General features: G+C 70.0%; 12 protein-coding genes. 5 read left to right on the forward strand and 7 right to left on the reverse strand.

Features of this window, described 5'->3' with window-relative positions; genetic code table 11:
* Positions 1 to 219: 219 nt before the first annotated feature.
* The gene (locus ACIHFD_RS66845) at positions 220 to 408 is read right to left on the reverse strand and encodes a hypothetical protein (protein WP_397375795.1); all 189 of its coding nucleotides are present in this window, start codon (positions 406 to 408) and stop codon (positions 220 to 222) included.
* Between the two features lie 338 nt (positions 409 to 746).
* On the opposite strand from ACIHFD_RS66845, the gene ACIHFD_RS66850 reads away from it, so the two are divergent.
* Positions 747 to 1,040 carry a hypothetical protein gene (locus ACIHFD_RS66850; RefSeq protein WP_397375796.1) on the forward strand — a complete coding sequence of 98 codons (294 nt, stop codon included), beginning with the start codon at positions 747 to 749 and terminating at the stop codon, positions 1,038 to 1,040.
* 132 nt (positions 1,041 to 1,172) lie between these two features.
* Here ACIHFD_RS66850 and ACIHFD_RS66855 read toward each other — a convergent pair whose 3' ends face one another.
* Complete coding sequence (locus ACIHFD_RS66855; protein ID WP_397375797.1) at positions 1,173 to 1,646, reverse strand: hypothetical protein; 474 nt, start codon at positions 1,644 to 1,646, stop codon at positions 1,173 to 1,175.
* A gap of 161 nt (positions 1,647 to 1,807) precedes the next feature.
* On the opposite strand from ACIHFD_RS66855, the gene ACIHFD_RS66860 reads away from it, so the two are divergent.
* On the forward strand, positions 1,808 to 5,530 hold the full coding sequence (locus ACIHFD_RS66860) for a helix-turn-helix domain-containing protein (protein WP_397375798.1): 3,723 nt from the start codon (positions 1,808 to 1,810) through the stop codon (positions 5,528 to 5,530).
* Positions 5,531 to 6,110: 580 nt separating this feature from the next.
* Positions 6,111 to 6,464, forward strand: a complete 354-nt coding sequence (locus ACIHFD_RS66865; RefSeq protein WP_397375799.1) for a hypothetical protein — start codon at positions 6,111 to 6,113, stop codon at positions 6,462 to 6,464.
* A 50-nt stretch (positions 6,465 to 6,514) separates the two neighbouring features.
* Here the strand turns inward: ACIHFD_RS66865 and ACIHFD_RS66870 are convergent, their stop codons facing one another.
* From ACIHFD_RS66870 to ACIHFD_RS66885, 4 genes are all read right to left on the reverse strand, one after another.
* A complete protein-coding gene (locus ACIHFD_RS66870) occupies positions 6,515 to 7,753 on the reverse strand; it encodes a sensor histidine kinase (RefSeq protein ID WP_397375800.1) in 1,239 nt (412 codons plus the stop codon).
* Between the two features lie 422 nt (positions 7,754 to 8,175).
* The gene (locus tag ACIHFD_RS66875) at positions 8,176 to 8,751 is read right to left on the reverse strand and encodes a hypothetical protein (protein ID WP_397375801.1); all 576 of its coding nucleotides are present in this window, start codon (positions 8,749 to 8,751) and stop codon (positions 8,176 to 8,178) included.
* Between the two features lie 310 nt (positions 8,752 to 9,061).
* Complete coding sequence (locus ACIHFD_RS66880) at positions 9,062 to 9,649, reverse strand: HD domain-containing protein (RefSeq protein ID WP_397375802.1); 588 nt, start codon at positions 9,647 to 9,649, stop codon at positions 9,062 to 9,064.
* 188 nt (positions 9,650 to 9,837) lie between these two features.
* Positions 9,838 to 10,755 carry a helix-turn-helix domain-containing protein gene (locus ACIHFD_RS66885; RefSeq protein WP_397375803.1) on the reverse strand — a complete coding sequence of 306 codons (918 nt, stop codon included), beginning with the start codon at positions 10,753 to 10,755 and terminating at the stop codon, positions 9,838 to 9,840.
* Positions 10,756 to 10,894: 139 nt separating this feature from the next.
* Between ACIHFD_RS66885 and ACIHFD_RS66890 the strand changes: the two genes are divergently transcribed.
* Together ACIHFD_RS66890 and ACIHFD_RS66895 are read left to right on the forward strand one after the other, a co-directional pair.
* Positions 10,895 to 11,446 carry a DsbA family protein gene (locus tag ACIHFD_RS66890; protein ID WP_397375804.1) on the forward strand — a complete coding sequence of 184 codons (552 nt, stop codon included), beginning with the start codon at positions 10,895 to 10,897 and terminating at the stop codon, positions 11,444 to 11,446.
* Positions 11,447 to 11,492: 46 nt separating this feature from the next.
* On the forward strand, positions 11,493 to 12,143 hold the full coding sequence (locus ACIHFD_RS66895) for an NAD(P)H-binding protein (RefSeq protein WP_350741353.1): 651 nt from the start codon (positions 11,493 to 11,495) through the stop codon (positions 12,141 to 12,143).
* 566 nt (positions 12,144 to 12,709) lie between these two features.
* Here ACIHFD_RS66895 and ACIHFD_RS66900 read toward each other — a convergent pair.
* Positions 12,710 to 13,708, reverse strand: coding sequence for an NmrA family NAD(P)-binding protein (locus ACIHFD_RS66900; protein WP_397375805.1), 999 nt, complete (start codon positions 13,706 to 13,708; stop codon positions 12,710 to 12,712).
* Positions 13,709 to 14,318 lie beyond the last annotated feature (610 nt).

Consider the following 14,318-nt stretch of genomic DNA (forward strand, 5'->3'; position numbering starts at 1 on the left):
CGGTCGCGATCGAGGTGGAGCAGGGTGACACCCTCGGTCGACCGGCCAGCGTGCTCGCTTCGGCCCGACGCGGGCCGGCGGGCATCACGACCCGGGTCGGCGGGTTGGCGGTGGTCCGCGACGGACACCGAGGCGACAACTAGACCGTCCTCTTCTGCGATCCGCGCATGGGGCTGGGGCTGTCCGCTGCGGTCAAGCGTTGGCACCCGGTGGCGGCCGTCAGCGGGACGCGGTGTCGAGGGCGCGGCTGAGTGTCCATCGGGAGACGCGCAGCTTGGCGGCGACGGCGGTTCGGGTTTGTCCGGCGCCGAGCAGGATGCGGGCGTCGGCGATCTCGTCGGGGCTCGCGGCCTGCCCGATCGCCCAGAAGACCGCACGGGCGTGCCGGTCTGCTGTGTCGAGGTCCACACCCTCGCGTTCGGCCGCTCGGCGAGGGTTCGGAGCGTGGCCTGCACAACCCGTTCCACGGCCTGGCTCCTCCCGCCGATCTGCTGCTCCACGATCTTGAAGAACTGCTCGTAATCCATGCCAACCCCTGCGCCGGCTCCGTCACAGTACGCGTTCTTGCTGGTCAACTACCCCGTAATGGAGACCGTCGCCCGCGCTCCCGACAGCTCGGCCGCCGGGCGCCGGGGCGAACACCGCGATCCGGCCGAGCGGCGTCCGCGCCGGCTCCATGACGCGGCTGCCGCCGAGTCTTTGCGCTCACCGGGGCCAAGGCCGACGAGCGCGAGACCCTGCTCGGGATGCTCGACGATGCGCGCGACGTGGTGGCCGATCATCCGGGCCAGACGATCATCGGAGATAATAACTACTACGGTCGCGCATTCGAGCAAGGTGTAGCGGTACGTGATCTGACCTTGCTGTGCCCGGCCCGCAAGGGCGAACCCGAACGGGCCGGAGCACGTCTGTTCCGGCCCCTGCGCCAGACCACCGAGTCGATCAACCAGACCTTTAAAGGCCACTTGACCTGGAACGCCACGGCGGCCGTACTCATGCTGGTGTCATCGTGCGCGTACTGGCGCGGGTGCTCGCGTTGACCGCGGCCATCTGGCACAACGACAAGACCGGCCAGCCAATCAAGCGATCGCTGACCTCCTACGACCACTAAACGTGACCACACCCCTTGGACTCATTCGTCCCAGTCGAACGTTCAGATCAAGAGGTGCTGTTCAGCTCGTTTTCCAGGGCCGGCATATGTGGGCCGAACTGCCTCGATCCGAGCACACGTAGTACCGGGCGATCGCGGGAGTGGCCAGTCCGGGCGGCCCCAGGCCGCACCCCGACGCCGAACCATTGGGATCCCGAACGATGCCTGTCTGACCGTCGTGCTTCTCGAAGACCAGGTAGAAGCCGTAGCTGTCGGGGTAGGAGTCACAGGCCCCTGCCTGGCGGTGGTCCGATGACACCCAGCCGTAGCCGCATTCCTGGATGGAGACGGGCCCGCAGGCGCGTACGTTGTAGGTGGAGTAGTGTGCGCTCGCAGGTGAGCTGATCACCAGGAGTGCCACGCCTGCGCTGCCCGCTATGGCGGCCAGACGCCGACTTCGGAAAATCGCCATCGTGCTCCCTTCATCAAGGTTCTTGGGGCGGTCAACCACGGCCGCGGCCATGGCCCGGACACCTGCCTTCACCAATTCGTGCACGTTCATCTCCCTTCGTCGTGGGTGAGAGCGCAGGTCAGAGGGTGGGAGACGCGGAGGCGCCCGCCGCCGTCCCTGGCTGCCCGCACCCTCTGGTCTAGGCCGTGGAAGGTTTGTCCGGCATGGTCTGCGCGGCAGGACAAACAACCCCGGACAATGTGGTCATGGGAAGGCCTGAACGACCTTTGAACCCCCAGGACGGCCCGGTGCAGTCGCTGGCGTGGGAGCTGCGGCGATTACGGGAGCAGGCGGGTAGGCCCAGCTATCGCCGGTTGTCGCAACAGGCTCATTTCTCGGCCAGCACCTTGGCGGAGGCGGCCAAGGGAGAGCGGCTTCCTTCCCTGGCGGTGACGCTGGCATACGCCACCGCCTGCGGCGGCGATCGGGCCGAGTGGGAGGCACGGTGGACGGCTACGGCATGCGAGTCGGCTGCCTCCGAGGTGCTCGACGACCCCGCGGACGGCGAGATCTCCCCGTATCCGGGGTTGGTGGCGTTCCAGCCGGAGCAGGCGGAGCTGTTCTTCGGCCGCTCCCGCCTCGTCGGCGACGTGCTGGACAGGGCGGTACGCCGGCCGGTGGTCGCGGTCTTCGGCGCCTCGGGCAGCGGCAAGTCCTCCCTTCTGCGGGCGGGAGTGGTGGGACGGATCACGCGGGAGCCGCGGCTGTCGGCGCGATGGCGAGTGGTTCTGATGACGCCCACCGCGGAGCCCATGGAGGCCCTGGCGCGGCAAGTGGCCAAGCTGGCCGGTGCGGACACGCCGACGGGGCTCGGCGAGGACCCGTGCGCCCTCGACGTGGCGGTACGCAACGCGCTGGCCACCGGGCCCGACGACATACGGGTCCTGCTGGTCGTCGACCAGTTCGAGGAGGTGTTCACGCTGTGCGCGCGAGAGGACGAGCGGGCCCGCTTCATCGAGGCGCTGGTCGACGCTGCGCACGGCCCGGAGCGACGGGCGACGCTGGTGCTGGGCGTGCGCGCCGACTTCCTGCCGCATCTCACGCAGTACCCCGGGCTGGTCGAGGCTCTGGCGCACGACGGCCAGGTCCTGGTCGGGCCGATGTCCGAGGACGAGTTGCGGGAGGTCATCGTCATGCCCGCCGCGGGCGCGGGGCTGAGCGTGGACGCCGACCTCCTCGCCACGGTGCTGGTCGAGGCGGCGGCCGAGCCGGGCGCGTTGCCGCTGATCTCGCACGCGCTTCGTGAGACGTGGCGGCACCGTACGGGCTCCGCGCTGACCCTGGACGCCTACCGCGGCACCGGCGGCGTGCGCGGCGCGATCGCCCAGAGCGCCGAGGAGACCTACGACGCCTTCACCCCGAGCGAGCGGCAGACGTGCCGGGCCGTGTTGCTGCGGCTGTGCGCGCTCGGCGAGGGCACGGAGGACACCCGCAGGCCCATCGCCCGCTCCGAGCTGGACGGCGTGGCCGACGCCCCGCTGACCACCACCGTGCTGCGCAGCCTGGTCGCCGCCCGGCTCGTGGTCGTGGACGGCGACACGGTGGAGCTCGCCCACGAGGCGCTGATCCGGGCCTGGCCCCGCCTGCACCGCTGGCTCACCGACGACCGGGCCGACCTGGTGGTGCACCGGCGGCTGACCGAGGCCGCCCTCGTCTGGGACTCGCTGGATCGAGACCAGGGCGCCCTGTATCGCGGAGCCCAGCTGGAGGCCGCTGCGGCGTGGGCCGATCGCCACCCCCGGGAGCCGAATCTGCTGGAGCAGGCGTTCCTGCGGGCCGGCCACGAGCTGCGGCAGGCCGAGGAGCGGACCACGCGGAGCCGGATCCGCCTGCTGCGCCGGCTACTCCTCGCGATGGCGATGCTACTGGTCCTGGCGCTGCTCGGCGGCGTGACGGCCGTGCGGCGCGGCATCGAGGCCCGCGAGCAACAGGCCATCACACTGGCCCGGCACCTGACGGGAGAGTCGCGGCTGCTGTCCTCCACCGATCCCGATCTGGCCGCGCTGCTGGCGATCGCCGCCTTCCGCCTCCACCCCGACGCCGAAAGCAGGGGCAGCCTGCTCAGCGCCGCCGCCGTACCGCGCAGGACCCAGCTCGACACCGGCGAAAGGGGCACCTACGGGCTGGACCTCAGCCGGGACGGCAAGCTGCTCGCCGCAGCGCAGGACGGCGGGGACGTCAGCCTGTGGTCGCCACAGACGCGTACCCGGGTGGGCACGCTCGCCGGACCCGGCCACTACGCCTTCCGCGTGGCCTTCAGCGACGACGCGCGACGGCTCGCCATCGCCGCCCTCACCTCTGGCGGCGGGCTGGTCACCGTTTGGGACGTGCCGTCCCGCCGCAAGCTGGCCGAGCGGGCGTTCACTGTCGCCCCGCTCGCGATCGACCTGAGCCATGACGGTACGACGGTCGCGGTCGGCACCGGGAACGGGGAGATCGCGCTGTGGGACTGGGCACACGACACGTGGGCCGCGCACCCGCGCCATGGGCGGGCGGAGCCGATCCGCGCCCTCGCCTATAGCCCCGACGGGCGGCTGCTGGTGTCGGTGGGCCTCACCAGCGGGAGGCCGGTGGTGTGGGACGCGGCGACGGTCACTCCACAGGCCGAGCTCGATGCCGAGGAGGTGCACGAGCTGACGTTCGCCATGACGGGCAGGACGCTGGCCACGACGTCCGACCGCAAAGGCGTCCTGCTCTGGGACCTGGACGAACCCGCCAAGCCCACGATGACCTGGCGCCTGCCCGGCCGGCCGACCTACGCCTGGAGCATCTCCGCCCCCGTACGGGGCAGGATCGCCGTGGCAGACGAGAACGGGGCCGTCACTGTCTGGGACATCGCCCGCCGCGAACCACTGGTCAGCTACCAGGATAGAGGCCTCACCGAGACCGCGGCGATCGCGTTGTCCGAGGACGGCACCACCTTGGTCTCCGCCGGTTTCGGCAGGTACATCACACTGCGCAGCCCGGTCCTGCCGCCGTTCGCCGGGCACACCTCCCCCGTGAACGACCTGGCGGCCGACGGGCGGACGGTCGCCTCGGCCGGGGACGACCGCTCCGTGCGGCTGTGGGATCCCGGCGGGCGGCGGGCGACCGTACTGACCGGTCACGGGGACCAGGTGCTGGCCCTGGCGCTCAGCGGGAATGGCCGTCTGCTGGCTGCGCTGACCCGCGATCACACCATCACCCTGTGGGACGCCGCCACCCTGCGGCGGCACGGTCCGGTGATCCGCTTCGCCGGCATGGGCGCCGCCACCGACGTGGCGCTGGACGCGACCGGCGACCGGGTCGCGGCGACGGCCGTGCGGCAGTTCGTGTGGGATCGAGGCGCCGAGGTCCCGGCCGCGGAGGGGTCACTGCTTGACACGGTCTCGGCGGTCGCCTTCATCCCCGGCGGGCGGCTGCTGGTGTTCGGGTGCCCGAACGGCAGGCTCATCGTCCGCGACCTGGCCACGGGCAGGGACCACCAGGTGATCGAGACGGGGCAAGGCGCGGTGCAGGACGTGGCGATCAGCCCGGACGGCAGGCTCGCCGCCACGGCCGGGGCCGATCGCACCGTCAAACTCTGGTCCCTGCCCGAAGGCGCGCCCGTCGCGACGCTGAGCGGGCACAGCAGGCCAGTCTCCGCGGTCGGCTTCAGCCCGGACGGGCGCCGCCTGGCCGCCGCGAGCGAGGACCAGACTGTCCAGGTGTGGGACGTCGCGAGCCGAAGGCGCACGGAGATCCTCTCAGGTCACCAGTCCGCGATCAGGTCGCTGGCGTTCCTCGCCGACGACTCGCTGATCGCGGGCGCGGACGACGGTCGGATCATCCGATGGACCTTCGACACGGACGCGGCGGTGGCGGCGTTGTGCCGGGCGGTGGGGCGGGATCTGACGGAACGGGAGTGGCGGGCCTACGACGTGTCCATGGCGCCCGATCCCGTGTGCTGACCTTTACCGGCCTCATAAGCCCTCTTCATGACCACCTTTCGGAGCGCCGCTCAGAGGACGTCTCGCCATACATGCAAGCTCACAACCCCGAACCCCGTCCCTGCAAACCACTGCCGCGCCGTCCCTCAATGATCGATCCCGTCCAACACCTCATCGATTCCATGATCGACGCCGGACACGGCCCGAAGCACATCTGGGAGTGACTCACGGACGAACACGACGCTGCACTCTCCTACGGCGCACTGAGGTCCTACGTTCAAGCTCAGATCCAGCGCGTCCTCGAGATCAACCACATGTCCACGGTCACCAAGGAGGTCGTCGAAGCCGCCCGCAAGAACCTCGTCATCGGGACGATGTGACCCCGTCGCCCACAACCCGGGACCCACCAGGGCGCATCTTCTGGCGGGGGCCGTTGTGGTCTTGCTGGGTGAGATGCCTTCCTGGCCGCCCCGCGCACGGCCAACCCCAACACCCACCGCGCCTACGCCTCGGCCATCGACCGCGTCATCGCCTGGCTCGGCCGCGACCGGCCGCTCGCCGAGGTGACGGACGCCGAGATCGGTGCCACGCTCACCGAGCTGTGGGGCGCGAGCGCGCCGGCGACCTGGAACCGCAACCGCGCCGCAAGGAGAACGCCGACGAGACCCGCGCGGTCGCCAAGACCACCATCCACCGGCTGCTGTCCCGCCGCGACATCCCGCTGCGCGAGAGGACGTTGTGGCGGATGCTCTACGAAACCGCCGCCCGGGCCGTCGAGGTCCTCGCCCTGAACGTCGAGGACCTCGACCTGGAGCCCCGGCGCGCCCCCGTCCGCTCCAAGGGCGGCGCCATCGAGTGGGTGGGCTTCCGATGTTATCTTGGGTTCTTGGCCTCTTCCCGCAGGTCAGAGCATGATGATCTTGTGTGGAACGTCCGGCACGTTGGCCGGCGTTGAAGGCATGTCGCATCGGTGGCGGAACCGATGTCGGCGCTGGGGGGACTGGCTTAAGGCGCAAGGGGAAGGCGCACCTCGAAGCAGGCTCCGCCGTAGGCGGAGTCCAGGACGGCGATGGTCCCCGAATGGGAGCGTACGACGTCGGAGGCGATCGCCAGGCCCAGACCGGTGCCGCCATGTCCGCGGCTGCGGGCCGTGTCCAGCCGGGTGAACCGTTCGAAGACCCGCTCGCGATCTTCCTCGGGGATGCCCGGGCCGTCGTCGCCGACCGCCATGATCGCCTGCCCTCCATCGCGGTGCACCTCGACCTCGATCTTTTCGCGGGCATGCCGCTGGGCGTTGTCCAGCAGGTTCGTCAGCACGCGGGTGAGCTGGCTGGACACCCCCTGCACCGTGACACCTTCCGCCAGGCTCGCCCGGACCGGGATCCGATCGGCGCGCCGGCCCAGTTCCGTACGGGTCAGGTCCCCCAGGTCCACCCTCTCGCGCGCCGCGGATGTGCTGGATCCGAGCCCGGCGAGCATGAGCAGATCCCCCATGATCGCCTGCAGCCGGTCGACGTCGTCCAAGGTCTCGGTGAGCAGCCCATCCACGTCCCGGCCCTGCGGATGTATCTGGGCCTCCTCCAGCTTGACGCGCAGCCCGGCCAGCGGGGTGCGCAGCTCGTGCGAGGCGTCGGCCACGAACCGCCGCTGTTCGTAGGTGGCCCGCTCCAGCCGCAGCAGCGTCTGATTGAGCGTATGGATCAGCTTGGCGATCTCGTCGTCGCCTTTCGGCTCGGTGATGCGATCGCTCAGATGGTTGAGGGTGATCGTGGCGAGCTGGGACCGGACGGCCTCCACGGGTCGCAGGATGCGCCCGGTGACCTCCCATGCGATCCACCCGACGCCGGCGACCAGGATGGCGGCCTGCGCCGCCACGATGGAGTCGACGAACGTGGTGGACGTCAGCGTCGTGGTGCGCCGGGCGGCGTAGACGATCGGGGACCCGGGCCCGTCCACCCGGAGCGCGGTGATGCGCAGGCAGCCTGACGCGGGGTTGGCGCAGGTCTGGCTGTTCTCCAGCGAACCGCCGGAAGAGGGCACCAGCTTCGCCATCGGCTCGCCGCCGGCCGACGGGGACGCCGCGAGCACATGCCCGCTGGGACTCACGACCTGCAACAGATCCACCCCGGGCACCGACGGCTTGACCGTGCGAGGCAGGACACCCGCGCGTACGGCGGCCGCCGCCAGCACCGCCTGTTGCTGCGTGTCCTGCCATGCCACATCGGCGATCGCCTCTGAGATCATCTTGCTCATCATCAGGGCAATGGGTATGAGGACCAGCAGCGTGCAGACGACGCTCAAGATCGTGAGCCGCCCGCGAATCGACCGCGGGCGCAATCTCGACAAATAGCTGCCCACACCCCCAAAGTAGTGAAACAGTCCTGGACCAGGACAATGCTGGGGGAAAGCCTCGGCCAAGTCTCCGCGGATGGCCACGACCTGCTCGTGGCATTCCCCGCCGCTCGCCGCTTCCTACCCCGCTGGCTGGCGACGGTGATGACCATCACGACGCCGAGCAGGACCGGCTCTGCACCGCCGACTCCTGCGACGGAACTCGACCCGCCGCCGATCAGCGGCAGCCGCTCCATGGGCGTACGCCGGACAGCGGGGGCGTCTTTGCCGGGCGTGGCACGGCGGACCAGGACGGGAGCTGCGGCGGGGCGGCCTCAGGGCACGTCCGGTCCCACGGCGGCCCGCTTCGCCGCAGACACGCGCCGTCCGTAGGACCACGCTCCCACGACGAGAGCACCCCCGAGCCCTCCGAAGGCCAGCCCGCCAAACAAGATCATCCACGTCACGTCCCCGCTGCTGGTGAAGGGTGCCAGTGGGGCGAACCGCGGAATCACCCCGACGACGCTGAGCGGCGCCATGACCAGCAGTACAACCCCGTACACGCCGAGGCACAGCCCCACCCCCCAGGCCGGGACCAGGGGCAGGAAGGCGGGCACCCGCCGCCCGGCGAGAAACAGGGTCCACCTCGGAAAGACCATTCCCCACCGATGCACCAGCCCAAGAGCGAGAAACATGCCAAGCAGCGCCGCCAGCACCGTCAGGTCAATGCCAACAGCCGCCAGCGCCTGATAGACGGCATCCCCATCGCTCTCGACCCCCCGCAGCCAGGCCTCCCCGCTCACTCCAAGGGCATCACCGCCAAGCGTCCACACCGTCTTCACCCCCGCCCACGGCAGGAGCCCGCACAACAGCAGATAGACCGCCCTCCGAACCCGCATCGAAGCAGCCACACGCCCTCCCGACGTCGAACATCCGTGACACCGCAAGGCTCCCGTCAAGGGCCGATGGCGCGCCTCCCTCGTACGAGGGAACCCATTCACACCACCGGGTGAAGGAATCGATACGCTGTACGACAAACGATGCACCGTACGAACATCGGAATTCCACCTCGACGCAGCACGTCGTTGAGCCGGTCGAGCGGGAGAAGCCGACCGTGGGCGCGGCCCCGGTCGGGCGGCGGGTGCTCGCCGCGGTGCGCTGTCGCGGCGGCTGATGAAGAACCGGCCGCTGCTGCCCCGCGAGGTTGATGACTGTCAGAGGTCACTCTCCGGCCTGCCGCTGGCGCAGCAACGCGGCTGCGATCGAGTACGGCGGTGCCGCGGCCCGGGATCGGGAGGCATGCTCGACGATCGCGTCCGAGACAGAGCGGTCGTCGGCGGGCCGGGGGTATGTGGCGTAGACCTGCTGGAGCATCGCGGCGCCGAGGTCGGTGAAGACGCCGGCGTCGGAGAAGACGCCCTTGTGCGTCAGATAGGTCAGCAGTCCGCGCCGGTCGGCAATGCCCAGGGAGGAGTGCAGGGCAATCGCTTCCCACACCCGGTCGACGTCCGCCGCGGCGATGCCGTGCTCGGTCAGCACGGATGCCGCCAGATCGGCGCCTTCCACTTCGAACCGGGCCTGGCCGGCCGCGAGGGTGCCCAGCCCCAGATCGTGCATCACGCAGGCGGCGAAGAGCAGGTTCTCGTCGTAAGCCGCATCGTTCAGGCAGCCTTCCTGCTCGGCCAGCAGGCGGGCGAACAGGAAGCTGCGGATGCTGTGGTCGGCGATCGGCGCGCTCTCCGTCTTCTGTACGAGGGCGAGGCTCGCATCGGCCAGCGGCCCCGTGGGCAGGGCGAATATGTCGTTCATGCGCCGAACGTATGAGGGCGGAGCAAGAACGAGAAGAGGCCCGAGTGCCATGCATCGCCAGGATCGGGTCATGACACCAGGTGACGATCCTCGTCCTGCCCGGTGCGCTGCGTGATTGATCGCGCCCAGGGAGCGCACCGCGCCTCGTTCCTGATGGACGGCACCGCTTGAAGGTATGTCTGGCGGCTTCAGCGGGCGGCCCGGGCCGGGCGGTACCGGCTACGGAAGGTGGCCGGTGTGGTGCCGGTGCGCTGGACGAAGTACTTGACGAAGTTGCTGGCGTCGAGGAAGCCGAGGCGGGCCCCGATGCCCGCGACGGGTTCTTCGCCGTGGGCAAGGAGGCGTTTGGCCTCCAGCACGACGCGACGGTCGATGAACTCCTTGGCGCCGACGCCGGCCGCGGCGAGCGCGGCCCGGGTCAAGGTGCGCGGCGAGTATCCGAGGGCGCGTGCGTAGTGTCCGACGTCGCGGGCCTGGGTGAAGCCGGTTTCGACGGCGGCGCGGAAGCGCTGGAAGGTCTCCGCGTGCTCGGCGGGCAGGGTGCCCACGGGTGCGGTCAAGTGGGTCAGGCGCAGCAGGAGCACGGCGAGCAGTCGCTGGAGGATGGCGGAGCGGGTGGGGGCCGGCATGTGGGTGGTGCCGTATTCGTGGGCGAGGTGGTCGAGGGCCCGGTGCAGGGCGGGGGCGTCCTCTGCGGTGATCTGCCACAGGGTACGTCCGAAGGGGTCGTCGAGGCGGACGTCGGCGGCGGTGGCGGGGTCGAGGAAGTCGGGCTGGAACAGCACCACAGTGCCGGTCGCCGCGCTGAGGTCGCCGAAGCGCTGTACCTGGCCGGGGCGGACCCACAGCCAGGTGCTGTCGGTGGCGGCGTAGTCGGCGAAGTCGATCATGTGCCACAGCAGCCCCTGTTCCACCGTGAGGAGCAGGTGGAAGTCCGGGCGCTGTGCGCGGCCGGCTCCCTCGGCGTCCCGGGCGCCTTCCGTCCCGCCGTGGCGATGCAGGCGGCGGCGCAGCTCGGCGATCGGCATCACTTCGACGCCGACCGCGCCGGCCGCCGGCGGGACGTACTGGATCTCCGGGATCGCTTCGTGTCCGTTTTTCACCACGACGAGACCTCACCGTACCTGGGCGGAACCTTTCGCGGCTCCTATGTTTGAACTCAGTCGAGAGCATATGCGGCAGCAAGGACGTCGCAGCTCCCGGCCGATATCGATGACTGACTTCTACCAATGTCAGGAGGCCCGAATGACAGATCGTTTCCGTCTGACGTACGCGTTCGACGCCTACTGCGGCTGGTGCTACGGCTTGGGCCCGGCGCTGCGGCAGTTCGCCGACGGCAACGCGGACCGTATCGATCTGCGGGTGTTGTCCGGGGGTCTCTTCTCGGGCCCGCGCGCCCTGCCTGTGGCGGCGTACCCGCACATCCCGGCCGCCAGCCGGCGCATCGCCGCCGCCACCGGGGTCACCTTCGGTGAGGGCTACAAGCACGCCGTGGCCGAGGGGACCCTGGTGCTGGACTCCACCGACGCCGCCGTCGGCTTGGTCGCGTTGAGCCGCCAGGCTCCCGGACGCGTCCTGGAACTGGCGAGCGCCCTCCAGCGCGCCTGGTGCGTCGACGGCCACAGCCTCTCCGACCTCGACGTGTACCGGTCCATCGCCGCCGGGCACGGCCTCGACGCCTACCCGACCCTGCTCCTGCACACCCCCACCGGCATCCACCGGCTCGGCGGGCCGATCTCCAGCGCCCTCCAGCTCACCGAGGCCCTCGACCGGCACATGGCCCCCACCTCCGCCTGACCACCCCCCCGAACCACCACAACAGATCACAAAGGAAAAAACTGCCATGACGAACATCGCTGTCTTCGGCGCCAACGGCACCATCGGCTCCGCCATCGTCCGCGAGGCCCTCGACCGCGGCCACACCGTCACCGCCGTCGTCCGCGACCCCGCCAAGGTCACCGAACACCACGCGAACCTGACCGTCACCACCGGCGACGTCCTCGACGTCCAGTCGGTCGCCGCCGCCGCGAAGGGCGGCGACGTCGTCGTCAGCGCTGTCGGCGGCGGTGACGGCCCCGGCCACATCGCCACCATCAAGCCTGCCGCCGTCGCCCTCACCGAAGGACTGCGGACCCTCGGCGGGCAGGCACCCCGCCTGATCACCGTCGGCGGCGCCGGGTCCCTGCGCACCCCCGACGGCAAGCAGGTGTGGGACGCCCCGGGCCTGCCCGACTTCCTGCTGCAGATCATGCACGCTCACGGCGACGCCCTCGACTACTACCGGACCGTCACCGACGTCGACTGGACCAACATCAGCCCCGCGGCCATGATCGAGCCCGGCACCCGCACCGGCAGCTACCGCACCGCCCTGGACGACCTCATCACCGACGACGACGGCAACAGCACCATCACCGTGGAGGACTACGCGGTCGCCCTCGTCGACGAGATCGAGCAGCCCAGGCACCGTGGGCGGCGCTTCACCGTCGGCTACTGACCGACAGGCGCACAGCCTTTTCGGCCCGCCACGGCTCTTGCAGCCTCCGGCCCGGCAACGCGGGGAACTACGCACAACGATCGGTGAGGGATGCCCGCCTGGACGACATCGCCGAAGATCCCCGCCGCAGCCCTCACCGAGCTCCAGGGCACGGGGCGCCGCTTCCGTGCGGGGCTGCCCGAGGGCTGGACGAGCCGTGGTTGAGCTCCGTGGCGGCTTCACGCATGGTGCCGGCGTAGATGCCTCGGCCCGGCGCGGTGGCGAAGCCCACGACGGAGCTGACGTGCCCGGAACGCAGGTGCCGCAGTAGCGGTAGCACAGCGCGCGCACCGTGGCTTCGTTGGAATCTTCCTCGGCGGCGAGCAGGCCGGTGCCAGCGTTGTTGGCCAGGACGTCGATGCGTCCGAACCGTTCGACTGCCGCCTGGATGCTCTCGGGGTCGGTCACATCCAACGGCACGGACGGTTACCTCCATCGGGGAACTGCTCGCGGATGCCACCACCTGATGTCCTGCCGCGAGCTCCGCGCGTGATTTCCAGGCCGAACCCACGGGACGATCCTGGGTTTCAGGCGGTGTGCAGGTCGAAGGCCGCCCGGTTCTGGGCGACGAAGCTCTCGACATCGAGGGGGTCGGTGCCGCCGATCTTCTTCACGACATCGTTGGTGCCGGCGAAGATGCCGTTGCGGTAGTCGACCGCGACGGCGAGAAGGTGCTGGATGAGGTGTTCCGACGCGCCGCGGCTCTCGAGGATGGTTCTGAACTCGTCGAGGCTGATGGGCACGTAGGTGACCTGACGGCCGAGCGCCTGCGACATCTTCTCGGCGATCTCGTAGTGGTCGAGCTCCACCGGCCCGTACAGCAGGTAGATCTTGCCGGCGTGCGGGGCGGGGTCCTCCAGGATGGCCGCGATCACCCTTGCCTGGTCGCTTTCAGCGATCGGGGCATGGCGTCCGTCGGCGAAGGGCAGCCGCAGTTCGCCGGTCCCGTCGGCCCAGGTGTCGATCAGCCACTGGGCGAAGAAGGTCGGACGGATGTGGGTGACGGCCACCGGGAAGCGGTCCAGCACGCGTTCCGCGACCCAGTGCTGGCGGGCCGCGTTGCTGGCGGAGTCGCGGCGGGCGGAGATTTGCGACATGTTCACGATCGCCTGTACGCCGTGCTCCTCCGCCGCCAGGGCCACGTTCGCCGTGGCGTCCATCAGGCCGGGAAGGATCGGGTAGGTGAAGTACAGGGCATCGACCCCCTTCGTCGCCTCCGCCAAGGAGTTGAGGTCGAGGACGTCGCCTTCCACGATCTGCGCCCCGAGGCCGGCGAGCCTCTCGGAGCGTTCATCGACCCGGCGGACGAGCGCGCGGACGTGGTGGCCGCGCTGAAGCAGCAGTTCGGCGGTGTGGCGACCGGTCTTCCCGGTCGCCCCGATCACCAGAAGATTGCGTTCCATGACGGTTTCCGTTTCTAGAGAAGTGCGGAATCCTTTGCGCGGGCGCCGCACGGGCTCAGAGAGCGGTCGTGCGATGTCCGTCGGGCAGGCGGAACAGCTCGAAGAACTGCCCAGCGGCTCCACGACAGGTCGTCCTGAAGCCACCACGTCATCGACGGTGACCTGCCCCTTCGCGAGGGCGTAGAACGTTTCCTTTTCGCAGATCAGGCGTCACCGGCGCCGGGGCCGGTCTCCACCCGTACCCGCTCGCCGTCGCCCTGCAGCCGACCCGTAAGTGCGCGGCTTTTCCCGGGCCGCCTTGCGGCGGCGGGCCTCCGGGAACAGATGCAAATATCACCGAACTCGCGATGGCGTTCATCACCGATGACAGTCCACATCGGCATCTGCCGGTCGAGCGGCGGAGCCGCGAGACTTTTCGGCAACCGGAAGGAGCGCAATCATGATCATTGATCGGACTTCGCCGCGGGCCGGAACCGAGGCGGTGGCTCGGTCCCGCGGTGCTCCCTCTGTCGTCGCCGCTGGTCTCCGTGGACGTGTTCGTGCTGTTGCGGGCTCTACCTCGTCGCACGGGAGGGCATGTGCCTCCCGGCCAGCTGTGGAGCCGGTCTCGATCACGTGGCCGCTCCTGGGCCTGGTAGCAGGTCGACGTCGCCGGCGTGCATCGGCTGGCCGCAGTGGGCGCAGCGCAGGTCGGTACGGCTGATCTCGCCGCATGCGTGGTGGCGGTAGAGCA

This window comes from Nonomuraea sp. NPDC051941, assembly GCF_044593615.1.